The sequence below is a fragment of the Streptomyces sp. STAM6 genome, from assembly GCF_054963715.1.
This window is the reverse complement of record NZ_JBUEFZ010000005.1, coordinates 87,797-111,706: the sequence shown is the minus strand read 5'-3', so window position 1 is coordinate 111,706 and position 23,910 is coordinate 87,797. Positions and strand designations below refer to the sequence as shown.

21 protein-coding genes are annotated in these 23,910 nt (G+C 68.8%); 12 read left to right on the top strand and 9 right to left on the bottom strand.

Annotated features, from left to right (window positions below):
- Positions 1–37: 37 nt before the first annotated feature.
- The 6 genes from murJ (at position 38) to trxA (ending at position 7,195) form a co-directional block, all read left to right on the top strand.
- The gene (gene murJ / locus ACY34K_RS09095) at positions 38–2,221 is read left to right on the top strand and encodes a murein biosynthesis integral membrane protein MurJ (protein WP_462745614.1); all 2,184 of its coding nucleotides are present in this window, start codon (positions 38–40) and stop codon (positions 2,219–2,221) included.
- Positions 2,222–2,339: 118 nt separating this feature from the next.
- Complete coding sequence (locus tag ACY34K_RS09090; RefSeq protein ID WP_462745613.1) at positions 2,340–4,046, top strand: protein kinase family protein; 1,707 nt, start codon at positions 2,340–2,342, stop codon at positions 4,044–4,046.
- A gap of 49 nt (positions 4,047–4,095) precedes the next feature.
- On the top strand, positions 4,096–4,776 hold the full coding sequence (gene sigM, locus ACY34K_RS09085) for an RNA polymerase sigma factor SigM (RefSeq protein WP_462745612.1): 681 nt from the start codon (positions 4,096–4,098) through the stop codon (positions 4,774–4,776).
- Positions 4,773–5,726, top strand: coding sequence for an anti-sigma factor (locus ACY34K_RS09080; RefSeq protein WP_462745611.1), 954 nt, complete (start codon positions 4,773–4,775; stop codon positions 5,724–5,726). The genes sigM and ACY34K_RS09080 overlap by 4 nt, the downstream gene beginning before the upstream one ends.
- A gap of 125 nt (positions 5,727–5,851) precedes the next feature.
- Positions 5,852–6,826 (top strand): thioredoxin-disulfide reductase, encoded by a 975-nt coding sequence (gene trxB, locus ACY34K_RS09075; RefSeq protein ID WP_462745610.1) that lies wholly within the window; start codon positions 5,852–5,854, stop codon positions 6,824–6,826.
- Between the two features lie 39 nt (positions 6,827–6,865).
- A complete protein-coding gene (gene trxA, locus ACY34K_RS09070; protein ID WP_462745609.1) occupies positions 6,866–7,195 on the top strand; it encodes a thioredoxin in 330 nt (109 codons plus the stop codon).
- Between the two features lie 97 nt (positions 7,196–7,292).
- Here trxA and ACY34K_RS09065 read toward each other — a convergent pair whose 3' ends face one another.
- The 9 genes from ACY34K_RS09065 to rpmH all read right to left on the bottom strand — a co-directional run bounded on the left by ACY34K_RS09065 (position 7,293) and on the right by rpmH (position 14,092).
- Complete coding sequence (locus ACY34K_RS09065) at positions 7,293–7,910, bottom strand: GNAT family N-acetyltransferase (protein ID WP_462745608.1); 618 nt, start codon at positions 7,908–7,910, stop codon at positions 7,293–7,295.
- Between the two features lie 313 nt (positions 7,911–8,223).
- A complete protein-coding gene (locus ACY34K_RS09060) occupies positions 8,224–9,324 on the bottom strand; it encodes a ParB/RepB/Spo0J family partition protein (RefSeq protein ID WP_462745606.1) in 1,101 nt (366 codons plus the stop codon).
- Positions 9,321–10,397 (bottom strand): ParA family protein, encoded by a 1,077-nt coding sequence (locus ACY34K_RS09055; RefSeq protein ID WP_462745844.1) that lies wholly within the window; start codon positions 10,395–10,397, stop codon positions 9,321–9,323. Before ACY34K_RS09055 ends, ACY34K_RS09060 begins: the two co-directional genes overlap by 4 nt.
- Before the next feature lie 235 nt (positions 10,398–10,632).
- Positions 10,633–11,343 carry a 16S rRNA (guanine(527)-N(7))-methyltransferase RsmG gene (gene rsmG, locus ACY34K_RS09050; protein ID WP_462745604.1) on the bottom strand — a complete coding sequence of 237 codons (711 nt, stop codon included), beginning with the start codon at positions 11,341–11,343 and terminating at the stop codon, positions 10,633–10,635.
- Positions 11,344–11,472: 129 nt separating this feature from the next.
- Positions 11,473–11,982 carry a Jag family protein gene (locus tag ACY34K_RS09045; protein ID WP_462745603.1) on the bottom strand — a complete coding sequence of 170 codons (510 nt, stop codon included), beginning with the start codon at positions 11,980–11,982 and terminating at the stop codon, positions 11,473–11,475.
- Between the two features lie 14 nt (positions 11,983–11,996).
- On the bottom strand, positions 11,997–13,238 hold the full coding sequence (yidC, locus tag ACY34K_RS09040; protein ID WP_462745602.1) for a membrane protein insertase YidC: 1,242 nt from the start codon (positions 13,236–13,238) through the stop codon (positions 11,997–11,999).
- A 3-nt stretch (positions 13,239–13,241) separates the two neighbouring features.
- Positions 13,242–13,568 carry a membrane protein insertion efficiency factor YidD gene (yidD, locus tag ACY34K_RS09035; RefSeq protein ID WP_462745601.1) on the bottom strand — a complete coding sequence of 109 codons (327 nt, stop codon included), beginning with the start codon at positions 13,566–13,568 and terminating at the stop codon, positions 13,242–13,244.
- A complete protein-coding gene (gene rnpA / locus ACY34K_RS09030) occupies positions 13,565–13,936 on the bottom strand; it encodes a ribonuclease P protein component (protein ID WP_462745599.1) in 372 nt (123 codons plus the stop codon). Before rnpA ends, yidD begins: the two co-directional genes overlap by 4 nt.
- Before the next feature lie 18 nt (positions 13,937–13,954).
- Complete coding sequence (gene rpmH, locus ACY34K_RS09025; protein ID WP_003956500.1) at positions 13,955–14,092, bottom strand: 50S ribosomal protein L34; 138 nt, start codon at positions 14,090–14,092, stop codon at positions 13,955–13,957.
- A 370-nt stretch (positions 14,093–14,462) separates the two neighbouring features.
- Here rpmH and dnaA point away from each other — a divergent pair, with 370 nt between their 5' ends.
- The 6 genes from dnaA (at position 14,463) to gyrB (ending at position 23,884) form a co-directional block, all read left to right on the top strand.
- Positions 14,463–16,262, top strand: a complete 1,800-nt coding sequence (gene dnaA, locus ACY34K_RS09020) for a chromosomal replication initiator protein DnaA (RefSeq protein WP_462745598.1) — start codon at positions 14,463–14,465, stop codon at positions 16,260–16,262.
- 1,061 nt (positions 16,263–17,323) lie between these two features.
- Positions 17,324–18,454, top strand: a complete 1,131-nt coding sequence (dnaN, locus tag ACY34K_RS09015) for a DNA polymerase III subunit beta (RefSeq protein ID WP_384929709.1) — start codon at positions 17,324–17,326, stop codon at positions 18,452–18,454.
- A 93-nt stretch (positions 18,455–18,547) separates the two neighbouring features.
- Positions 18,548–19,426, top strand: a complete 879-nt coding sequence (gene gnd / locus ACY34K_RS09010) for a phosphogluconate dehydrogenase (NAD(+)-dependent, decarboxylating) (protein ID WP_462745597.1) — start codon at positions 18,548–18,550, stop codon at positions 19,424–19,426.
- A gap of 55 nt (positions 19,427–19,481) precedes the next feature.
- Positions 19,482–20,603, top strand: coding sequence for a DNA replication/repair protein RecF (recF, locus tag ACY34K_RS09005; RefSeq protein WP_462745596.1), 1,122 nt, complete (start codon positions 19,482–19,484; stop codon positions 20,601–20,603).
- Positions 20,567–21,127: a DciA family protein gene (locus tag ACY34K_RS09000; protein WP_462745843.1), complete on the top strand. Its 561-nt coding sequence runs from the start codon at positions 20,567–20,569 to the stop codon at positions 21,125–21,127. Before recF ends, ACY34K_RS09000 begins: the two co-directional genes overlap by 37 nt.
- 669 nt (positions 21,128–21,796) lie before the next feature.
- On the top strand, positions 21,797–23,884 hold the full coding sequence (gene gyrB / locus ACY34K_RS08995) for a DNA topoisomerase (ATP-hydrolyzing) subunit B (RefSeq protein WP_462745842.1): 2,088 nt from the start codon (positions 21,797–21,799) through the stop codon (positions 23,882–23,884).
- Positions 23,885–23,910: the final 26 nt, after the last annotated feature.

Here is a 23,910-nt window from a genome sequence, read left to right as displayed (position 1 = left end):
TGGCCGGCCGGCCGGGGACGATGAGGTGGGGTAAACCATGAACGCGCCGTACAACGGTGACCGCGGTCAGGGCGCGGGCGGCGACGCCGCGCCTGCGGGTGGTATGCCCTCCGCGCCGCCGCCCGTGCCGGGTCAGGTGCCCCCGCCCGAACAGCAGCCGGCCCCGGACCCCTACCTCCAGGACGCCTACGACCACGACCCCTACCGGTCGCAGGACCTCTCCAGCCAGGACCCGGTCGGCGAGGCGCTCTACGACCGTGCGGCACACCCGCCGCCGCCACCGGGCACCTATCCGGAGCCGCAGCCTCTCTACCAGCAGCCCCCCGTGCAGCAGCACGCCCCCGACCCCCGTGTGTGGGCCCCGACGCCACCGCCCGAGCCGGACGGCCCTTCGCGGCACCTGCCGTACGGTGACGACGCCCGCACCGTGCAGTTCACCGGTGTGGACGACCTGATGACCCAGGCCGGCGAGGAGCCGCCGGAGCCGGACGTCTTCGCGCATCTGTACCGGGACCAGCAGGGCCAGGGCGGACCGCCCGCCCCCGCTCCGGAACCGGCTCCCCCGGCGCCCACGGCCCCCAAGAAGTCGGGCGGTCGTGCCTCCGGGCTGCTGAAGTCGAGCGCGGTGATGGCAGCGGGCACGATGGTGTCCCGCCTCACCGGCTTCGTCCGCTCCGCGCTGATCGTCTCGGCACTGGGCGTCGGCCTGCTGGGTGACACCTTCCAGGTCGTCTACCAGATCCCGACGATGATCTACATCCTCACCGTCGGCGGCGGCCTCAACTCGGTCTTCGTCCCCCAGCTGGTGCGTGCCATGAAGGAGGACGAGGACGGCGGCGAGGCCTACGCCAACCGGCTGCTCACCCTCGTCATGGTTGTGCTCGGGGCACTCACCGTGGCGGGCGTCTTCGCCGCGCCGTACCTGGTCCGCGTGATGTCCGTACCGGTCGCCAACGATCCGGCCGCCACCGACGTCGCCGTCACGCTGCTCCGCTACTTCCTGCCCTCGATCTTCTTCATGGGCATCCACGTGGTGATGGGTCAGATCCTCAACGCCCGCGGCAAGTTCGGCGCGATGATGTGGACCCCGGTGCTGAACAACGTCGTCATCATCGCGACGCTGGGCATGTTCATCGGGGTCTACGGCTCGTCGGCCAACTCGGGGATGACCGTCACCAACATCCCGCCGGAGGCCGAGCGCCTCCTCGGTGTCGGTGTGCTCCTCGGCCTCGTCGTCCAGGCGCTCGCGATGATCCCGTACCTGCGGGAGACCGGCTTCAAGCTGCGGCCGCGCTTCGACTGGAAGGGCCACGGCCTCGGCAAGGCGGCCAAGCTGGCCAAGTGGACGATCCTGTTCGTGCTCGCCAACCAGGCCGGTGCGATCGTCGTCACCCAGCTGGCCACCGCGGCGACCGTCGACGCTCCGGGACAGAGCGGTATCGGTTTCGCCGCCTACGCCAACGCCCAGCTGATCTGGGGCCTTCCGCAGGCCATCATCACGGTCTCGCTGATGGCGGCCCTGCTTCCCCGGCTCTCCCGCTCGGCGCACGACGGTGACAGCGGCGCCGTGCGCGACGACATCTCCCAGGGCCTGCGCACGACGGCCGTCGCGATCGTGCCGATCGCGTTCGGCTTCGTCGCACTCGGCGTTCCGATGTGCACCCTGATCTTCGGATCTTCCGGCGAAGGCGCCGTCTCGATGGGCTACATGCTGATGGCCTTCGGCCTGGGCCTCATCCCGTACTCGGTGCAATACGTCGTCCTGCGTGCCTTCTACGCCTACGAGGACACGCGCACGCCCTTCTACAACACGGTCATCGTCGCCGCCATGAACGCGGCAGCGTCCGCGGCCTGCTACTTCCTCCTGTCTCCCCGCTGGGCCGTCACCGGCATGGCCGCCGCGTACGGCCTCGCTTACGCCATCGGGGTGGGTGTGGCGTGGCAGCGGCTGCGCAAGCGGCTCGGCGGCGACCTGGACGGATCGCGCGTCCTGCGTACGTACGCCCGGCTCGCCATCGCCTCGCTGCCGGCGGCCATTCTCAGCGGTGCCGTCGGGTACTTGCTGCTGAAGTTCCTCGGCCACGGCGTGCTCGGCTCACTGGCAGCGATCTTCGTGGGCGGCGCGGTGCTGTTCGGCGTCTTCTTCGTCGCTGCGAGGAAGATGCGCATCGACGAGATGAACGCCATGGTCGGGATGGTCCGTGGCAGGCTCGGCCGCTGAGGTGCGCGGTCCCGCACAACCATCGTCGGCCACCGCGTGTCGTGCATAGCGGCGGACTGTGGGCACAATTGGCATGGCTGTTGGATATGGCGCAACGGATGGGGAGGCAGGAACGACGGTGGCGGAACGTAGCACGGCTGCCGTCGACGTGGCCGACAACAGCGGTGACGACCCGCTGACCGCCAAGGCGGACCAGGCCGCGACCGACGGGGTGGCGGAAGCGCAGGAAACGGCGGACACGTCTGCCCAGGACAACGATGGCGACGCCAAGGGCGCCCAGCGAACCAAGGAGCAGCCCGCCGTCACGGCACCCGAACTCCACAGTGGCCACAAGCTCGCCAGACGCTACCGTCTCGAGGAGTGCGTCACCCGTCTGGACGGTTTCAGCAGTTGGCGTGCCGTCGACGAGAAGCTGCGCCGTGCCGTCGGAGTCCATCTGCTTCCCGCCGACCACCCGAGGGCCCGCTCGGTTCTCGCCGCGGCACGCTCGTCGGCGCTGCTCGGCGACCCCCGCTTCGTCCAGGTCCTGGACGCGGTCGAGGAGAACGAACTCGTCTACGTCGTCCACGAATGGCTGCCGGACGCCACCGAGCTCACCACGCTGCTCGCCGCGGGCCCCCTGGAGGCTCACGACGCCTACCAGCTCGTCAGCCAGGTCTCCCAGGCCATGGCCGCCGCCCACCGCGAGGGCCTCGCGCATCTGAGGCTCACCCCGAGCGCCGTGCTGCGCACCTCGACCGGGCAGTACCGGATCCGTGGGCTGGCCGTGAACGCCGCACTGCGCGGCATCAGCGCCGACCGGCCCCAGCGCACGGACACCGAGGCCATCGGGGCGCTGCTCTACGCGGCGCTCACGCAGCGCTGGCCGTACGAGAGCGACGCCTATGGACTCCCAGGGCTGCCCAAGGGCGTCGGACTGATCGCTCCGGACCAGGTGAGGGCCGGTGTCCACCGCGGCCTGGCGGAGCTCGCCATGCGCGCCCTGGCGAATGACGGGGCGACCGCCTCCCGCCAGGAGCCCGCCTGCACGACACCGGACGAGCTGGCCAAGGCCGTCGCGGCGATGCCCCGCATCCGCCCGCCGGAGCCCGCCTTCCCGGCCGCGCCCGAATACCAGCGCACCACCTACCAGCAAGGCACCTACGGGCGGCCCCAGGCCCGCCCCGCCCCGGGGGTGACACAGCCGACGCCCATCCCGCCGGCACCGCTGGAGACCCGTACGGGCAAGGTGCTCAAGTGGGCGGTTTCCGCCCTCCTCATCGCGGCCCTGGGGCTCGGCAGCTGGCAGGTCGCCGACAGGCTCCTCGACCACGACAAGGGTGCGGAGGACCCTGGGACGACCCAGACCAGCACCCCGGAGGAAAAGAAGCCGACACCTCGGACAGGCCTGCCGATCGCCATCGCCGATGCCCATGACTTCGATCCGTTCGGCAGCGGAGAGAAGCCACAGAAGATAAAGAACGCCTACGACAACGACCCGAACTCCTCCTGGGAGACGGACAACTACTACGGAGCGAAGTTCGGCAACCTGAAGCCGGGTGTCGGAATCGTGCTCGACCTCGGCAAGGAACAGCCGGTCGGCTCGGTCAACGTCACCTTCGTCGGTCAGACGTCCGTGGAACTCCGGGCGGCCCCGTCCGGTGCCCAGGCTGCCCCGACAAGCCTGAACGGCTTCACCAAGCACACTGCCGGCTCCGGGACCAAGGTGGAGCTGAAGCCCTCCAAGCCCGTGACCACACGATACGTTCTCGTCTGGCTCACGGAGCTGCCCACCGACAACGGCGGCTGGCGCGGCAGGGTCTCCGAAATCAAGATCACAAGCTGACGGAACCAGGGGAGGGGGCTCACCATTGGACGATGCCGCACTGAGCGGTATGAGCGACCAGGACCTCCTGGCCCGCCATGTCGCCGGCGATCCGGACGCCTTCGGTGAGCTTGTACGCCGCCATCGCGACCGCCTCTGGGCTGTCGCCCTGCGCACCCTCGGCGACCGCGAGGAGGCCGCCGACGCCGTCCAGGACGCGCTCGTATCCGCCTTCCGGGGTGCCCACACCTTCCGCGGACAGTCCGCCGTGACGACCTGGCTGCACCGCATCACGGTCAACGCCTGTCTCGACCGCGCCCGCAAGGCCGCCTCCCGCAAGACCTCACCCGTCGACGACACGGAGCGCCTGGAGCAGCTTCTCGAACCCCATGAGTCGGCAGAGGCTCCCGCCGAACGCCAGGACCTCCACCGTGAGCTTCTGGCCGCGCTCGCCACGCTTCCCGCCGACCAGCGCGCCGCCCTGGTCCTGGTGGACATGCAGGGCTATCCCGTCGCCGAGGCGGCCCGGGTGCTGGACGTTCCCACAGGCACGATCAAAAGTCGCTGCGCCCGGGGCCGTGCCCGGCTGCTGCCCATGCTCACTCATCTGCGCGGTGACGCCGGGGATAGCGGCGGTCTTGACCGGGGAAGGAACCGGACGCCGGGGACATCCGTCCCACCGGCGTCGGGACCAAGGGACGCAGGACCGAATGACCCTGCCGCTGTGAAGGGAGGAGGTGGGCGCGCATGACATCCACGACCGACACCGCTCAGCACCCGGACGTCTCGGAGATCTCCGACCTCACCGAGGGGCTTCTGTCCCCGTCCCGTACCACCGATGTGCGTCGACACCTGGACGACTGCGATCTGTGCGCCGATGTTCGGGCCTCTCTGGAAGAGATCCGAGGCCTGCTCGGCACTCTGCCGGGACCGGCCCGGATGCCCGCCGATGTCGCCGGGCGTATCGACGCCGCTCTGGCTGCCGAGGCACTTCTGAACGCGACGGCGCCGCAGAGCTCCGAGCCCGCGGCGCGGGAAATCGAGCATGTTTCACGTGAAACGGCGCCCACCGCTGATTCCTCGACCGAACCGCTCCGCAGTGACCGCCCGGCCGACCGTGCCACCGCCCGCCCCGCGGACCGCCCCGCCGGCCGTCCTCGTGCTGCCACCGGTCCCAACGGCCGGCGCCCCGCCCGGAGCCGACGCCGCCGTACCGTCCTGGGAGCTCTCCTGGGTGTCGCGGCCGCGGGGATGACCGCGGTCCTCTTCCAGGTGCTTCAGCCAGCCGGGACCCATACCGCGGGGGACAAGAAGACCGACACGGCTGTCAGCGCGGCTGCCAAGTTCTCCGGCGCCTCACTGGAGAGCCGCATCGAGACGCTTCTCACCGTGCCGCCCCAGGGCAAGAAGAGGGCTCTCCCCGAGAAGGAAGGCTCCGGAATAGAGTCCCAGGAGACTCCCGCGCAGCCGACTCCGCTCCTCACCCAGGTGCCGCCGTGCGTCCAGGCGGGGACCGGGCGCCCGGACGCGGCCATCGCTGTGGAGGAGGGCGAGTACCAGGGCCGTCAGGCCTACCTGGTGGTTCTCCCGCACCGCTCCGACGCCACTCAGGTCGAGGCCTACATCGTGGACGCGGCTTGCGTCAGCACCGCCAAGAGCAAGGGCGATCTTCTCCTGAGCCAGGCCTACCCACGTCCCTGACAGACACCGCCGTGCCGCACGGACATCCCGGGAATGCACGCCCCGTAGGATCCGTTAGGTGGGGTAAGAGTCCGTGACCCGGCCCCGTAGGCAGTAGGCAGTCTGCAGAGACGAGGAAGAAACCCGTGAGCGACGTCCGCAATGTGATCATCATCGGCTCCGGGCCGGCCGGCTATACCGCAGCGCTGTACACGGCGCGCGCATCCCTGAAGCCGCTGGTCTTCGAGGGAGCGGTCACCGCCGGTGGCGCCCTGATGAACACGACCGACGTGGAGAACTTCCCCGGCTTCCGCGACGGAATCATGGGCCCCGACCTGATGGACAACATGCGGGCCCAGGCGGAGCGCTTCGGCGCCGAGCTCGTCCCGGACGATGTCGTCGCGGTCGACCTGTCGGGCGCCATCAAGACCGTCACCGACACCGCCGGCACCGTGCACCGCGCCAAGGCCGTCATCGTCACGACCGGTTCCCAGCACCGCAAGCTCGGTCTGCCCAATGAGGACGCGCTCTCCGGCCGGGGTGTCTCCTGGTGCGCCACCTGTGACGGCTTCTTCTTCAAGGACCAGGACATCGCCGTGGTGGGCGGTGGCGACACGGCCATGGAGGAGGCGACCTTCCTCTCCCGGTTCGCCAAGTCCGTCACCATCGTGCACCGCCGTGACACCCTGCGGGCCTCGAAGGCCATGCAGGAGCGCGCCTTCGCCGACCCGAAGATCAAGTTCGCCTGGGACAGCGAGGTCGCCGAGATTCACGGCGAGCAGAAGCTCACGGGCCTGACCCTGCGCAACACCAAGTCGGGCGAGACCAATGAGCTGCCGGTCACCGGCCTGTTCATCGCCGTCGGCCACGACCCGCGCACCGAGCTCTTCAAGGGCCAGCTGGAGCTGGACGACGAGGGCTACCTGAAGGTGGAAGCGCCCTCCACGCGTACCAACCTCACGGGCGTCTTCGCCGCCGGTGACGTCGTGGACCACACCTACCGCCAGGCCATCACGGCCGCCGGTACCGGCTGCTCCGCCGCGCTGGACGCCGAGCGCTTCCTGGCCGCCCTGGCCGACAGCGAGAAGGCCGCCGAGCCCGAGAAGACCCCCGCAGTCTGACCCTCCCCCCTACACCCCGCGAAAGTGAAGGAGGCCGCCGTGGCCGACCTGAAGAACGTGACCGATGCCTCCTTCGAGGAGGACGTGCTCAAGAGCGACAAGCCCGTACTGGTGGACTTCTGGGCCGCCTGGTGCGGTCCGTGCCGCCAGATCGCACCGTCCCTCGAGGCGATCGCGAAGGAGCACGGTGACAAGATCGAGGTCGTCAAGCTCAACATCGACGAGAACCCGGGCACGGCTGCGAAGTACGGCGTCATGTCGATCCCGACGCTGAACGTCTACCAGAACGGCGAGGTCGCCAAGACCATCGTCGGCGCCAAGCCGAAGGCCGCGATCGAGCGGGACCTGGCGGACTTCATCGCCGAGTAACCCACTGCGCGCCGTTTCACGTGAAACACGAATGGGCCAACCCATGAGGGTTGGCCCATTTGTTTGTGACCCTGTGCGGCTGTCCGCCCGCCCCTTCTCACAGGGGGCGCAGAACCGGCTCCTTCTGCACCGCACCCAGGAGCCGGTCGAGTGCCAGCTCGACATCTTCCTTCCATGAGAGCGTCGTCCTCAGCTCCAGCCGAAGGCGTGGAGAGGTGGGATGAGGTCGGACGGTCTTGAAGCCCACGGCGAGGAGATGATCGACGGGCAGCACACACGCCGGTTCCTTCCAGCGGGCATCACCGAATGCTTCGATCGCTTTGAAGCCCCGGCGCAGCAGATCCTTGGCAACCGTCTGCACCATCACCCGCCCAAGGCCCTGCCCCTGATACCCCGGCATGATCCAAGCGGTGATCAGCTGAACCGCGTCCGCCGAGACGGGGCTCGTCGGGAAGGCGGTTGAGCGGGGCACATAGGCGGGCGGCGCGTACAGCACGAAGCCGACCGGGACCTCATCCACATAGACGACACGGCCACAGGATCCCCAGTCCAGAAGAACGGCCGAAATCCAGGCCTCCTTCTCCAGCTCAGGAGTGCCCGCCTTTACAGCGGCTTCTCCACTGACCGGGTCAAGTTCCCAGAAGACACACGCGCGGCAACGCTTGGGGAGGTCCGGAAGGTTGTCCAGCGTGAGCGGTACGAGCCGACGCCCCATGAAGGCTGATCCTCACTTCCTTCGCCTGCCGCTCCGAGAGCGGCGGTCAGCGCGCTCCGTTCCCGGAGCAGGCTGCCGATGAAACCACCGACCGCACCGAGTCCAAGGCCTGCTGTCACCAGTTGGCTGCGGCTCACCTCTCGCATGCCTGGTTCTCCCTCCACGGTGGGTCGGGCGGATGCGCATACCAGAACGCATCGTATCGATCGGGCGATGACGCGCATACGGGAAGAGGCCAAAGGGCGGACCGCATTCCGGTGAACTCCAGAACGCGATCCGCCCTTTCCTTGTCCTCAGGCCCTGCGAGAGGGACTCAGCCGTCGCCGTCCTCTGCGTCCTGCTCCGCAAGGCCCTTCTCCAGAACCCGTCCCTCACCGGGGGCGAGGGTGCCGAGGATCCGGTCGAGATCCTCCATCGAGGCGAACTCGACGACGATCTTTCCCTTCTTCTGGCCCAGGTCGACCTTCACTCTGGTCTCGAAGCGGTCCGAGAGCCGGGAAGCAAGATCGGAGAGCGCCGGCGAGAGCCGTGTCCCGGCCCGGGGGCCTTTCGACTTCGGCGTGCTGGCGGGCTGGGAGCCCATCAGGGTCACGATCTCCTCGACGGCACGAACCGAGAGACCTTCGGCCACGATGCGGTAGGCCAGCTTGTCCTGCGCCTCGGGATCCTCCACCGACAGCAGTGCGCGGGCGTGCCCCGCGGAGAGCACTCCGGCGGCAACCCTGCGCTGGACGGGCGCGGACAGCCGCAGCAGCCGAAGCGTGTTGGAGACCTGCGGGCGCGAACGCCCGATCCGGTCGGCCAGCTGGTCATGCGTGCAGTTGAAGTCCTTGAGCAGCTGGTCGTAGGCCGCGGCCTCTTCCAGCGGGTTCAGCTGCGCCCGGTGCAGATTTTCCAGCAGGGCGTCCAGCAGCAGCTTCTCGTCCTCCGTGGCACGGACGATCGCCGGAATCCGCTCCAGGCCGGCCTCGCGGCAGGCCCGCCAGCGCCGCTCACCCATGATGAGCTCGTACCGCTCGGCGCCCAGCTGCCGGACGACGACAGGCTGCAGCAGGCCGACCTCCTTGATGGAGGTCACGAGTTCCGCGAGGGCGTCTTCGTCGAACACCTCACGCGGCTGACGGGGGTTGGGCGTGATGGCGTCCAGCGGGAGCTCGGCGAAGTGCGCGCCGGCCGGCGTCTCGACCTCGGCCACCACGTCGGGCTCCTGAGCCGGGAGAGCGGCATCCACGGGCGCCGCGCTCTGCGGGAGAGTCGCCACCTTTGCGGCGGCCACACCACGCTCCGCGGTCAGAGCCGGGATGGCTCCGGGAGAGGTGGAACCCGTCCCCACGGAAGCCGCCGGCCGTTCCTGGGGAGCAGCGGGGATCAGCGCACCGAGCCCGCGCCCCAGCCCCCTACGTCGCTCGCTCACTGGATCCCCTCCGCCATGCTGTGCTGGTTGTTCTGGATGCCCACATGGGCGTGCTGGGCGTCGTAGTGGATACCGACACCACGCAGTGCGATCTCACGGGCGGCCTCCAGATACGACAGCGAGCCGCTGGAACCCGGATCGTATGTCAGTACCGTCTGTCCGTAGCTCGGCGCCTCCGAGATACGCACCGATCGCGGAATGCTGGTCCGGAGCACCTCGTCACCGAAGTGGCTGCGCACCTCCTCGGCGACCTGCGAGGCGAGCCTGGTCCGGCCGTCGTACATGGTCAGCAGGATGGTCGACACATGGAGAGCCGGGTTGAGGTGCCCCCGCACCAGATCGACGTTCCGGAGAAGCTGTCCGAGCCCCTCCAGCGCGTAGTACTCACACTGGATGGGGATCAGTACTTCGGCACCGGCCACCAGGGCATTGACGGTGAGCAGACCGAGCGACGGCGGGCAGTCGATGAGGATGTAGTCCAGCGGCTGCTCGTACGCCTGGATCGCGCGCTGCAGTCGACTCTCCCGCGCCACCAGCGACACCAGCTCGATCTCCGCACCGGCGAGATCGATGGTGGCCGGGGCGCAGAAGAGGCCTTCGACGTCCGGGACCGGCTGGACCACATCGGAGAGCGGCTTGCTCTCCACCAGGACGTCATAGATCGAGGGAACTTCCGCGTGATGATCGATCCCAAGCGCCGTGGAGGCATTGCCCTGCGGGTCGAGGTCGATCACCAGAACACGCGCGCCGTGCAGCGCCAGCGAAGCGGCGAGGTTGACCGTCGTGGTCGTCTTGCCGACTCCGCCCTTCTGATTGGCAACCACCATGATGCGCGTCTGCTCAGGCCGAGGAAGGCCCTCACCGGCACGGCCCAGAGCCTCTACCGCCAGTTGGGCAGCACGACCAATGGGGGTGTCGTCCATCGGGGGCAGTGTTTCACGTGAAACATCCTCCCCCGCCGATTCGGTACGGGGACCGGGGACCGGATCGGTCATCGGTCCCGCGATGTTGGCGTCGGACCGCAAGGATTCACTCTCCTCGGCTTCAGGCTCGCGATGAACAGAGCCTGCCATGCTTTCGGGGTCGTGAACCAGCGAGGCCCATGGTTCTGTGGAGGAATCCACTTCTGTGGAGAACTCCGTAGCCCTCTCGGGGGACCTACGATCGCGCGGCGTGGCAGCCGCACGGCCGCGGCTGATGATTCCCTGCAGCAGTGAGCGACGTTTCACGTGAAACACGATGCACGCGCCGCAGGGTCAGAACGTCACGACACTCCGAAATGCGTACGTATGAGGATCAACCTCAGAGTCAGCGACGGCGGCGTGACGGCCGGGCAGCCTTGGCGCGCTTGGCAGCGAACCTGACCCCACCGGGGCTCTCCCCGACTTCCACCCGCACCACCGTGGACATCGGGTCGACGATGCCCTCACCGACGTGCAGCACCGAGGTGGCGATGACGCCCAGCTTGCTCAGCGCGGCACGGGCTCCCTGGATCTCCTCCTCGGCGGTGTCGCCCTTGAGCGCGAGCATTTCTCCGTAGGGCCGCAGCAGGGGCACTCCCCAGCCGGCCAGACGGTCCAGCGGTGCTACCGCCCGGGCAGTGACGACATGGACGGGCGGCAGCTTGCCGAGGACTTCCTCCGCACGCCCCCGGACCACGGTCACATGATCCAGCCCCAGCAGCTCCACGACTTCCTGCAGGAAGTTCGTACGGCGAAGCAGCGGCTCAAGAAGGGTGATCTTCAGATCAGGGCGGACCAGAGCGAGGGGGATGCCCGGCAGGCCGGCGCCGGAGCCGACGTCGCAGACCGAGACACCCTCGGGAACGACCTCGGACAGCACGGCACAGTTCAGCAGGTGCCGCTCCCACAACCGCGGCACCTCCCGGGGGCCGATCAGCCCGCGCTTGACCCCCGCGTCCGCGAGCAGCTCCGCATACCGGACGGCCTCCGGGAAGAACTCGCCGAATACCGTCCGCGCCTCATCGGGCGCCTGGGGAAGCTCTTCTGCCTCCGTCACGGGGACCGTCCTTCCGTACCGCTGGGCCGCACTGTGTGTTGGCTATCAGTGTGCTGGCTATCAGTGACTATCAGGCTGACAAAGATCGGCCCCGCCTGCGAACAGACGGGGCCGACACAACGATGGGGGTCAGGCAGGGAGCACGACGACGAAGCGCTGCGGCTCCTCGCCCTCGGACTCGCTGCGCAGACCGGCCGCGGCCACCGCGTCGTGCACGACCTTGCGCTCGAACGGAGTCATCGGCTTGAGCTTCACCGGCTCACCGGTGTTCTTGACCTCGTCCGCGGCCTTCGCCCCCAGCTCGGCGAGCTCGGTGCGCTTCTTGGCCCGGAAGCCCGCGATGTCCAGCATCAGCCGGCTGCGGTCCCCGGTCTCGCGGTGCACGGCCAGACGCGTCAGCTCCTGAAGCGCCTCGAGCACCTCGCCGTCGCGGCCCACGAGCTTCTGCAGGTCACGGCTGCCGGAGTCACTGATGATCGAGACCGCCGCGCGATCCGCCTCGACGTCCATGTCGATGTCGCCGTCGAGATCGGCGATGTCGAGCAGACCCTCGAGGTAGTCAGCCGCGATCTCGCCCTCCTGCTCCAGGCGGGTCAGGGTGTCGCCACCCTCGGCGGCGGAGGTGGTGCCTTCCGTCACGGATGGACTCCTTCTTACTTCTTGGACGACGGGTGCTTGGGCCGCTGCTGGCCCTTGCGCTGTCCGGACTTGGCTTGACGGGCGGAGCCACCGGCGGGCTTGGCCGGCTGCTTCGTCTTGGCGACCTGCGGCTCGGCCGCGTTCTTCTCCAGGGAGGTCTTGGGGGACCCCGGCTGGGTACCGCCGGCCTGGCGCTTGGCCTTGGTCTGGCGCTTGGGCTGCTGGCGGCGGGCGGCGGCGCTGCTCTCGGCCTCGGCGACGGCCGGGTCGACCTTGTCGACAGTGCCGTCGGCCTGGGCGGAGAAGCCGGCCTTGGCGAGGGCGCTGACGAACTTGCGCTCGTTGTCGTTGCGGTCCGGTCCCTTGGCGACGATCGCCTGGACGACGGCGCGACGACGGCGGCCACGCACCTGACCGTGCGAGGTGACGCTCTTCACCAGACGCTGCAGGTAGTGGTCCTGGGCCTTGCTGCCCGGCGTCGGGTTCTGGTTGATCACGTACATCTGCTGGCCCATGGTCCACACGTTGGTGGTCAGCCAGTAGACGAGGACACCGACGGGGAAGTTGATACCCATCACGGCGAAGATCACCGGGAAGATGTACATGAGCATCTTCTGCTGCTGCATGTACGGGGTCTTCACGGTCAGGTCGACGTTCTTCATCATCAGCTGGCGCTGGGTGAAGAACTGCGACGCCGACATCAGGACGATCATGACCGCGGTGACGATGCGGACGTCCGTCAGCGAAGCGTTGAGCGCCTCGACCTTGGCGGGGTCGTCCATGAACTTCGCGGCGATCGGCGCGCCGAAGATGTGGGCCTCACGAGCGCTGTCGACCAGGCTCTTGTTGAGGACGCCGATCTCCTCGCCCGAAGCGATCTTGCTGAGGACGTGGTAGAGCGCGAAGAAGAACGGGGACTGCGCCAGGATGGGAAGGCACGAGGACAGCGGGTTGGTACCCGTGTCCTTGTACAGCTTCATCATCTCTTCGGACTGACGCTGTCGGTCGTTCTTGTACCGCTCCTGAATCGCCTTCATCTTCGGCTGGAGCGCCTGCATGTTCCGGGTCGACTTGATCTGCTTCACGAAGAGCGGGATCAGGCAGATCCGGATGAGCACCACCAGGGACACGATGGAGAGACCCCAGGCCCAGCCCGTGTCAGGGCCGAAGATCGCCCCGTACAGCGAGTGGAACTGGACGATGATCCACGAGACAGGTGTGGTGATGAAGCTGAACAGACTGGCAATCGTGTCCACTAATCAGGCTCCTTGAGCATTGGGCGAGGTCTCTGCGGCCGGGCTCTTCTCGGCGGAGTTCCCGCCCTTGCCACCGCGCAGTGCGTCGCGCAGCAATTCGTGCCAGCGAGGACGCTTGCGTGGAGGGACATGGTCCACACCGCCCGGCGACCACGGATTGCACCGCAGGATGCGCCAGGCGGTCAGAGCTGTGCCCTTCACCGCGCCGTGCCGGTCGATGGCCGTAAATCCATAGTGGGAACACGACGGGTAGTACCGGCAGACGGGGCCGAGCAGCGGGCTGATCGTCCACTGGTACAGCTTGATCAGAGCCAGCAGCGGGTACTTCATCGCGCGCCCCCTCCCAGCAACCGCTGAAGGGCGGCATCCAGGTCTCGGGCCAGCTGTGCGTGATCGGCGTCGCCCGCTCCGGGCAGCGCCCGTACTACCACCAGGCTACCGGGGGGCAGCGAAGGCAGCCGATCTCGTATCAGGTGACGCAGTCGGCGCTTGACCTGGTTACGTACGACCGCACCGCCCACGGCCTTGCTGACGACGAAACCCGCACGCGTCGGGGGAGCGCTCTCCCCAGGCGCGTGCGGGTCCGTTGCACCGCTTCGTAGATGGACGACGAGGAGTGGGCGGCCGGCCCGGCGTCCTCGGCGTACCGCGGTCGCGAAGTCCTCGCGCCGCCTCAGCCGATTCTCGGTAGGCAGCACGTCACGACCTGTACGCGATCAGGCGGACAGGCGGGCGCGACCCTTGCTGCGGCGGGACGCGAGGATCGCGCGGCCGGCACGGGTACGCATGCGCAGACGGAAACCGTGGGTCTTCGCGCGACGACGGTTGTTCGGCTGGAAGGTGCGCTTGCTCACTCGGGGGCTCCAGAAAGAATCGGGTGGTGGCGGGACATCGCCTGGCTGTCACCGTGCGCCCACGAGTAGCTCGCAATACGCCCGAGTGCACCGCTACACGATCACTTATCGTGATCTTTGCCCATCGGAGGCAGGCGGCAGCAGCCATCGACAACTCGACCTGGTTACGGTACGCGCGGCTACGCCATCCGGTCAAACCAGCCCCGCACCGGGGCCCACTATGCACAGGCTGTGGACAACAACTTGAACCACGCGAGTCGCCCCGACTACCGTGGCTGAACTCGGATTCTTATCCGTTGTGTCCTTGCCTGTCCTTCCCGTCCCGTCCCGAGAACCACACATTCGTGGGACCTGTGAGAGAGCGTGCCTTGTGGCTGACGTACCTGCCGATCTTGCCGCAGTGTGGCCACGAGTGCTGGAACAGCTCCTCGGTGAAGGCCAGCAGGCCATCGAGCCGAAGGACAAGCAGTGGATCGAGCGCTGCCAGCCGTTGGCCCTGGTCGCCGACACCGCGCTGCTCGCGGTCCCCAATGAGTGGGGCAAGCGGGTCCTGGAGGGTCGGCTCGCCCCGCTGATCAGCGAGACCCTCAGCCGCGAGTGCGGCCGCCCCATCCGGATCGCGATCACGGTCGACGACTCCGCCGGCGAACCGCCCGCCCCGCAGGCGCCCCCGGTCCAGCAGCCGCAGCAGCCGCGCTACGACGACAGCCGGCAGAGCGACGCCTACGACGGCTACGGACACCGCGGTCTGCCCGACGACGGGCTGCCGACCGCGCGTCCCGCCTATCCCGAGTACCAGCAGCAGCGCCCGGAGCCGGGCGCCTGGCCGCGCACCCAGGAGGACCTGTCCTGGCAGCAGCCGCGGCTCGGCGGGTTCCAGGAGCGCGACCCCTACGCGACGGCCCGCCCGCAGCAGCCGCACCACGACTACCGCGGCCCGCAGGCGCCCGAGCACACCTCGTACGAGCAGCCGCGTCCCGAGCGGCGGGACATGCCCGATCAGGGCCATCACCGGCACGGCGGTCCGGGCATGCCCGGCGGGCCGGGGGGCGTCGGCGGCGGCGCGCCGACGGGCACCTCACCCGGCGCCGGAACGGGTGCCGGGGCGGCGGCCGGGGCCGGTGGCCCGAAGGAGCCGCACGCCCGGCTGAACCCCAAGTACCTCTTCGACACCTTCGTCATCGGCTCGTCGAACCGGTTCGCGCACGCGGCCGCCGTGGCGGTCGCCGAAGCGCCCGCGAAGGCCTACAACCCCTTGTTCATCTACGGGGAGTCGGGGCTCGGCAAGACCCATCTGCTGCACGCGATCGGACACTACGCGCGGAGCCTCTACCCGGGTACGCGTGTGCGGTACGTGAGCTCGGAGGAGTTCACCAACGAGTTCATCAACTCGATCCGCGACGGCAAGGGCGACACCTTCCGCAAGCGCTATCGCGACGTGGACATCCTGCTCGTCGACGACATCCAGTTCCTGGCGAGCAAGGAGTCGACGCAGGAGGAGTTCTTCCACACCTTCAATACGCTCCACAACGCCAACAAGCAGATCGTGCTGTCCTCGGACCGGCCGCCCAAGCAGCTGATGACCCTGGAGGACCGGCTCCGCAACCGCTTCGAGTGGGGTCTGACGACCGACGTCCAGCCGCCGGAGCTGGAGACGCGCATCGCGATCCTGCGCAAGAAGGCGGTGCAGGAGCAGCTCAACGCCCCGCCGGAGGTGCTGGAGTTCATCGCCTCCCGGATCTCGCGGAACATCCGTGAGCTGGAGGGCGCGCTGATCCGGGTGACGGCGTTCGCCAGTCTCAACCGGCAGCCGGTCGACCTCGTTCTCACCGAGGGCGTCCTCAAGGACCTGATCCCGGGCGGCGAGGACGCGGCCCCCGAGATCACGGCCGGCGCCATCATGGCCGCCACCGCCGACTACTTCGGGCTGACGGTGGAGGACCTGTGCGGATCGTCGCGCAGCCGTGTGCTGGTGACGGCCCGCCAGATCGCGATGTACCTGTGCCGGGAGCTGACCGATCTGTCGCTGCCGAAGATCGGCGCACAGTTCGGCGGACGCGACCACACGACGGTGATGCACGCGGACCGCAAGATCCGGGCGCTGATGGCCGAGCGCCGCTCGATCTACAACCAGGTCACCGAGCTCACGAACCGCATCAAGAACGGCTGACGCAGGCCGCGGGGCACGGGTGGGACCACCGCACGGTCGCGCGCCCACCCGCACCCGGGCCCGCCTCACACGCCGACGGACCCCGGCCCGCCGCACACGCCGGCCGCAGAACGACGCCGAAGGGCGCCTGGGACAGGCTCCCGGGGCGCCCTTCGGCTTTGTCCACACCCGGTGCACCCCTCGACGCACCACCCGACGCACCACCCGACGCACCACCCGACGCACCGCTCGGTGCACCCCCCCGACGCACCGGTGCCGTCCCGAGGAGAGCGCGCGCCGAAACCGCAGTGGAGCGAGAAGGAGCGCCCGGGACGGACGCGGACCGACAGGCACACCGACCACGGTGTTCGAATACTCGGCGGGGTGGAAGGCTTCTCCACAGATTTGGAGACGATCTTCGATCCACAGCCTGGGGACTGTGAAGTTGTCCAGACCGCATCCACAGGCAGACCGGGGACGTAGCGATCTTCGCAGGTCAGACGCTTGTGGATTTGTGGCCAAGCGCGCTCCACAGCCTGTGGACACAAAATTCGTCCACAGGCGCCGATCAAGGTTGTCCACTGGCGGCCCACAGGCAGAGGCCGGCGGTCCACAGCTTCTCCACACCGCTGTCCACTGTTCGGCAACGAAACGCCCGGGCTCACCGCGCCGAGTGAAAGCCGTCACACCAACGTGGTCGGTTGGGCTGTGGGGAAGCTGGGTAAAGCTGGGGACAGGACTGGGGAGAAGTCCCTGTGGGCTGTGCATCGGGTGTGCAGAACTTTCGCGCGTCCACAGACAGGGGTGGTTGTCCACGGGTCCCGCCCACAGGGGCAGTGGACAAAAAATGCGCTGTGACCTGCGTGGACGACGTTATCCACGGTTTCCACAGGCCCTACTACTACTCCCACTAAGAGTTACCGGGGAATTCGCTTCGAAGCGGGGCCTGTGCACAACTCGATGCCGGAGCGCCCGGCACCCGTTTCCCCGACTTGACCCCGAGCCGCACCGACTGTCGGCGGCGTGCGTCAGACTGGTCCCCGCAGTCGACGAAGAGCCAGCAACAGCAGGAGGCGGTTCCGGTGAAGATCCGGGTGGAGCGCGATGTACTCGCGGAGGCGGTGGCCTGGGTGGCCCGCAGCCTCCCGGCCCGTCCGCCCGCGCCCGTACTCGCGGGCCTTCTTCTGAAGGCCGAGGACGGCGCGCTCAGCTTCTCCAGCTTCGACTACGAGGTCTCCGCACGGGTCTCGGTCGAGGCCGAGGTGGAGGAGGACGGCACCGTCCTCGTGTCCGGCCGCCTCCTGGCCGACATCTGCCGCGCCCTTCCCAACCGCCCGGTGGAGATTTCCACCGACGGTGTACGGGCGACCGTGGTCTGCGGCTCCTCCCGCTTCACCCTCCACACACTGCCTGTGGAGGAGTACCCGGCGCTGCCGCAGATGCCGACCGCGACCGGCACCGTCCCCGGCGAGGTCTTCGCCTCCGCCGCCGCGCAGGTCGCCATCGCCGCCGGCCGCGACGACACGCTGCCGGTGCTGACCGGTGTCCGCATCGAGATCGAGGGCGACACCGTCACCCTGGCGTCCACCGACCGGTACCGCTTCGCGGTCCGCGAGTTCCTGTGGAAGCCGGAGTCCCCGGACGCCTCCGCGGTCGCCCTGGTCCCCGCCAAGACGCTGCTGGACACCGCCAAGGCGCTGACGAGCGGCGACACGGTCACGCTGGCGCTGTCGGGCTCCGGCGCGGGCGAGGGCCTGATCGGTTTCGAGGGCGCGGGCCGGCGCACGACCACCCGTCTGCTCGAAGGTGACCTCCCGAAGTACCGGACACTTTTCCCCACGGAGTTCAACTCCGTCGCGGTGATCGAGACGGCACCGTTCGTCGAGGCCGTGAAGCGTGTGGCGCTGGTGGCCGAGCGGAACACCCCGGTGCGGCTGAGCTTCGAGCAGGGCGTCCTGATCCTGGAGGCCGGCTCCAGCGACGACGCACAGGCTGTGGAGCGTGTGGACGCGCAGCTGGAGGGCGACGACATCTCGATCGCCTTCAACCCGACGTTCCTGCTCGACGGCCTGAGCGCGATCGACTCGCCGGTCGCCCAGCTGTCCTTCACCACCTCGACGAAGCCGGCCCTGCTGAGCGGCAAGCCGGCCGTCGACGCCGAGGCGGACGAGGCCTACAAGTACCTGATCATGCCGGTGCGACTGAGCGGCTGATGAGCGGCTGACCCCACAGGTGTGCACCCGTGTCCGGGCGTAGGCTCGGACGCGGGTACGAACTCTCGGCACACAACGATTGAGGAATCTCTGATGGAGCTCGGTCTCGTCGGTCTCGGCAAGATGGGCGGCAATATGCGCGAGCGCATCCGCCGCGCTGGTCACACCGTCATCGGATACGACCGCAACCCGGACCTCGCCGATGTCCACAGCCTCGAGGAGCTTGTGGGCAAGCTCAAGGGCCCGCGCGTGGTGTGGGTCATGGTCCCGGCCGGGGCCGCCACCCAGTCCACGATCGACGAGCTCGCCGAACTGCTCTCCCCCGGCGACATCGTCGTCGACGGCGGCAACTCCCGCTGGACCGACGACGAGAAGCACGCCGCCGAGCTGCGCGAGAAGGGCATCGGCTTCGTCGACTGCGGCGTCTCCGGTGGTGTCTGGGGCCTGGAGAACGGCTACGCGCTGATGTACGGCGGCGACGCCGAACACGTGGCGAAGGTCCAGCCGATCTTCGACGCGCTGAAGCCGGAGGGTGAGTTCGGCTCCGTCCACGCGGGCAAGGTGGGCGCCGGACACTTCGCGAAGATGGTCCACAACGGCATCGAGTACGCCATGATGCAGGCCTACGCCGAGGGCTGGGAGCTGCTGGAGAAGGTCGACTCCGTCACCGATGTGCGCGAGGTCTTCCGCTCCTGGCAGGAGGGCACGGTCATCCGTTCCTGGCTGCTGGACCTGGCGGTCAACGCTCTGGACCAGGACGAGCACCTGGACGAGCTGCGCGGTTATGCACAGGACTCCGGCGAAGGCCGGTGGACTGTGGAAGCCGCCATCGACAACGCGGTACCGCTGCCCGCGATCACCGCGTCGCTGTTCGCGCGGTTCGCGTCCCGGCAGGACGACTCCCCGCAGATGAAGATGATCGCCGCGCTGCGCAACCAGTTCGGCGGCCACGCGGTCGAGTCCAAGAAGTAGATCCACAGGCTGTGCACGGTGGTGCACAGCAGCCGGGGGAAGGTCGGCGCACACCATGCACGTCACGCATCTGTCGCTGGCCGACTTCCGCTCGTACGCCCGGGTCGAGGTCCCGCTCGACCCGGGCGTCACCGCTTTCGTGGGGGCGAACGGACAGGGCAAGACCAACCTCGTCGAGGCGGTCGGCTATCTCGCGACGCTCGGCAGCCACCGGGTCTCCTCCGACGCGCCCCTGGTACGGATGGGGGCCGAACGGGCGATCATCCGGGCGGCCGTCACCCAGGGCGAGCGCTCCCAGCTGATCGAGCTCGAACTGAACCCCGGGCGGGCGAACCGGGCCCGCATCAACCGGTCCTCGCAGGTCAGGCCGCGTGACGTGCTGGGGATCGTGCGGACCGTGCTGTTCGCGCCGGAGGATCTGGCCCTGGTGAAGGGTGACCCCGGCGAGCGGCGGCGGTTCCTCGACGAGCTGATCACCGCGCGCTCGCCGCGGATGGCGGGGGTCCGGTCGGACTACGACCGGGTGCTCAGGCAGCGCAACACCCTGCTGAAGTCCGCGGCGATGGCGCGCCGGCACGGCGGGCGGTCCATGGACTTGTCCACGCTGGACGTGTGGGACCAGCATCTCGCGCGGGCGGGCGCGGAGCTGCTGGCTCAGCGGCTGGACCTGGTGGCGACGCTGCAGCCACTGTCCGACAAGGCGTACGAACAGCTGGCCCCGGGGGGCGGGCCGGTCTCGCTGGAGTACCGGGGGCCGGTCCCGGACGGGTCCCACACCCGCGAGGAGCTGTACGGGCACCTGCTCGCCGCACTCGGCGACGTACGCAAGCAGGAGATCGAGCGGGGCGTCACGCTGGTCGGCCCCCACCGTGACGACCTGGTCCTCAAGCTCGGTGAGCTGCCCGCGAAGGGGTACGCCAGCCACGGCGAGTCCTGGTCGTACGCGCTGGCGCTGCGGCTCGCCTCGTACGACCTGCTGCGCAGCGAGGGCAACGAGCCGGTGCTCGTGCTCGACGACGTCTTCGCCGAACTGGACGCCCGGCGCCGGGAGCGGCTGGCCGAACTGGTGGCCCCGGGCGAGCAGGTACTGGTGACGGCGGCGGTCGACGACGACGTCCCGGGCGTGCTGGCCGGTGCGCGATACGCCGTGTCGGAGGGGACGGTGGAGCGGCTGTGACGGACGAACGCGTACCCGAGCCGTCGGGCGTCGACCTCGCGCGGGTCGCGCTGCGCGCGGCCAAGGAACAGGCGAAGGCGCGGGGCGCCGCCGCGCAGCAGAAGAAGCAGGCCAGGCGGGGCGGCGGGCTGCGCTCGGGCGCCCGCGCGGACGGGCGTGACCCGATGGCGCTCGGCGCCGCGATCAACCGGCTGATCACCGAACGCGGGTGGGAGACGCCCGCGGCGGTGGGCGGCGTGATGGGCCGATGGCCGCAGATCGTGGGCGAGGACCTCGCGAAGCACTGTGTTCCGCTCCGGTACGACGAGGACCCGGAGGAGCGGGTGCTCACGGTGCAGTGCGACTCGACCGTGTGGGCGACGCAGCTGCGGCTGCTCGCGCCGCGGCTGGTGGCGCGGCTGAACGAGGACCTCGGGCACGGGACGGTGCGCATGATCAAGGTCCTGGGCCCGGGTGGCCCCCGCCGCGGATACGGCCCTCTGCGGGCCCCGGGCAGCACGGGACCGGGCGACACCTACGGCTGACGCGGGGCTCCGCCAAGGCTCCCGGTTGCCCCCCGGGCGCTCGGCCCCCGTCCTTCGCGGAACCTCCGTCCGGCATCTCGTGGCCTGCCGGGACAAGGGCCCGTCCCTGAGCCGGACCTCCGCCACGCCGCACGCGCGCTTCCCGGGTTCGGCCCTGCCCCTCGGGCCGCCTCGTGCATGGAGGCGCCCGCCCCCCGGGCCGCCGCCCTCCCTCGGCCCCCCTCGGGCGACCCGGTGCGGAGCCCCGCCCCACGCGTCGAGGCGCCCGCCCGTCGGGCCCCCTCGCGCACGGCCGCCCCCCCCCGGGCGTGCCCCTGCCGGTGCACGGCCACGCACCTCTCGGCACGAGGCGGACGGGCGTCCCACGGGGCCCGGCACCGGCCCCGTGGGGCACGCCTGGATGCGGGGGTTTCGGGAGGGAATGGTGAGGCGGCCGTCACCGTCGCTGGAGGTTGACAGGTGGAAGCGCTGAGTGCCGGTGTGAGCCTCTTGGAGCCCCTTCCCGGATATGGGGAGTCGTTCGGCGCCGGTTCAGGGCGGCACATGCGGACTCAGGTACCGGCAAACCCCCATGAGTGTCAGCGCCACCGGTACACTGGTAAGTAATCCCGCCCACTGCGGAACATGTCGAACGACGCAGCCGCTCCCGCACGCCCGGAGAGACGGCTTGTGCTGTGCCAGAAAGGGCGCTTCGTGGCCGATTCCGGCAACCCCAACGAGAACATTCCGTCCACTGCTGCCGGCGAGATCGGCGAGGTCACACCCCAGGGCGCCTCGTCGTACGACGCCAGCGCGATCACCGTCCTCGAGGGTCTGGACGCGGTCCGCAAGCGCCCCGGCATGTACATCGGCTCGACCGGTGAGCGCGGCCTCCACCACATGGTGCAGGAGGTCGTCGACAACTCCGTCGACGAGGCGCTGGCCGGGCACGCGGACACCATCGACGTCACGATCCTCGCCGACGGCGGCGTCCGGGTCGTGGACAACGGTCGCGGTATCCCCGTCGACATCCACCCCGTCGAGAAGAAGCCGGCCGTCGAGGTCGTCCTGACCGTGCTGCACGCCGGCGGCAAGTTCGGTGGCGGCGGCTACGCCGTCTCCGGCGGTCTGCACGGTGTCGGTGTGTCCGTCGTGAACGCGCTGTCGACCAAGGTCTCGGTCGAGATCAAGCGTGACGGCTACCGCTGGACCCAGGAGTACAAGCAGGGCGTGCCGACCGCCCCCCTCGCCAAGCACGAGGAGGTCGAGGACTCCGGCACGACCGTGACGTTCTGGGCCGACCCGGACGTCTTCGAGACGACCGACTACTCCTTCGAGACGCTGTCGCGCCGTTTCCAGGAGATGGCGTTCCTCAACAAGGGCCTGACGATCACGCTCACCGACGAGCGCGAATCGGCCAAGGCCACCATGGGCGCCGACGACGCCGACGCGTCCGCCGAGAAGGCCGAGGAGCAGCCGGCCCGCACGGTGAAGTACTTCTACGAAGGCGGCATCGTCGACTTCGTCAAGTACCTCAACAGCCGCAAGGGCGAGCTCATCCACCCCACGGTCATCTCGGTCGAGGCCGAGGACAACGAGCGGATGCTCTCGGTCGAGATCGCGATGCAGTGGAACTCGCAGTACACCGAGGGTGTGTACTCCTTCGCGAACACGATCCACACCCACGAGGGCGGTACGCACGAAGAGGGCTTCCGCGCCGCGCTCACGGGTCTGGTCAACCGTTACGCCCGCGACAAGAAGCTGCTGCGCGACAAGGACGACAACCTCACGGGTGAGGACATCCGCGAGGGTCTGACGGCGATCATCTCGGTCAAGCTCGGCGAGCCGCAGTTCGAGGGCCAGACCAAGACCAAGCTGGGCAACACGGAGGCCAAGACCTTCGTCCAGAAGATCGTCCACGAGCACCTCAACGACTGGTTCGACCGCAACCCCAACGAGGCCGCGGACATCATCCGCAAGTCGATCCAGGCGGCCACCGCGCGCGTGGCGGCCCGCAAGGCCCGGGACCTGACCCGTCGCAAGGGCCTGCTGGAGTCGGCGTCCCTGCCCGGCAAGCTGAGCGACTGCCAGTCGAACGACCCGACCAAGTGCGAGATCTTCATCGTCGAGGGTGACTCCGCCGGTGGTTCGGCGAAGTCGGGCCGTAACCCGATGTACCAGGCGATCCTGCCGATTCGCGGAAAGATCCTGAACGTCGAGAAGGCCCGGATCGACAAGATCCTGCAGAACACCGAGGTCCAGGCGCTGATCTCGGCCTTCGGCACCGGAGTCCACGAGGACTTCGACATCGAGAAGCTCCGCTATCACAAGATCATCCTGATGGCGGACGCCGACGTCGACGGCCAGCACATCAACACGCTGCTCCTGACGTTCCTCTTCCGCTTCATGCGTCCGCTGGTCGAGGCCGGACACGTCTACCTCTCCCGTCCGCCGCTCTACAAGATCAAGTGGGGCCGGGACGACTTCGAGTACGCGTACTCGGACCGTGAGCGCGACGCGCTGGTCGAGCTGGGCAAGCAGAACGGCAAGCGGATCAAGGAAGACTCGATCCAGCGCTTCAAGGGTCTCGGCGAGATGAACGCCGAGGAGCTGCGTGTCACCACCATGGACGTGGACCACCGTGTCCTCGGCCAGGTGACCCTGGACGACGCGGCGCAGGCCGACGACCTGTTCTCGGTGCTGATGGGTGAGGACGTCGAGGCGCGACGCTCCTTCATCCAGCGCAACGCCAAGGACGTTCGTTTCCTCGACATCTGAGTCGGTCTCAGCTGACCGTACGAAAG

Coding starts and splice junctions, on each gene's coding strand:
- murJ (WP_462745614.1), top strand. CDS start 38: ATGAACGCGCCGTACAACGGTGACCGCGGTCAGGGCGCGGGCGGCGAC.
- sigM (WP_462745612.1), top strand. CDS start 4,096: ATGAGCGACCAGGACCTCCTGGCCCGCCATGTCGCCGGCGATCCGGAC.
- ACY34K_RS09080 (WP_462745611.1), top strand. CDS start 4,773: ATGACATCCACGACCGACACCGCTCAGCACCCGGACGTCTCGGAGATC.
- ACY34K_RS09065 (WP_462745608.1), bottom strand. CDS start 7,910: ATGGGGCGTCGGCTCGTACCGCTCACGCTGGACAACCTTCCGGACCTC.
- ACY34K_RS09055 (WP_462745844.1), bottom strand. CDS start 10,397: ATGGCAGGCTCTGTTCATCGCGAGCCTGAAGCCGAGGAGAGTGAATCC.
- yidD (WP_462745601.1), bottom strand. CDS start 13,568: ATGAAGTACCCGCTGCTGGCTCTGATCAAGCTGTACCAGTGGACGATC.
- gnd (WP_462745597.1), top strand. CDS start 18,548: ATGGAGCTCGGTCTCGTCGGTCTCGGCAAGATGGGCGGCAATATGCGC.
- recF (WP_462745596.1), top strand. CDS start 19,482: ATGCACGTCACGCATCTGTCGCTGGCCGACTTCCGCTCGTACGCCCGG.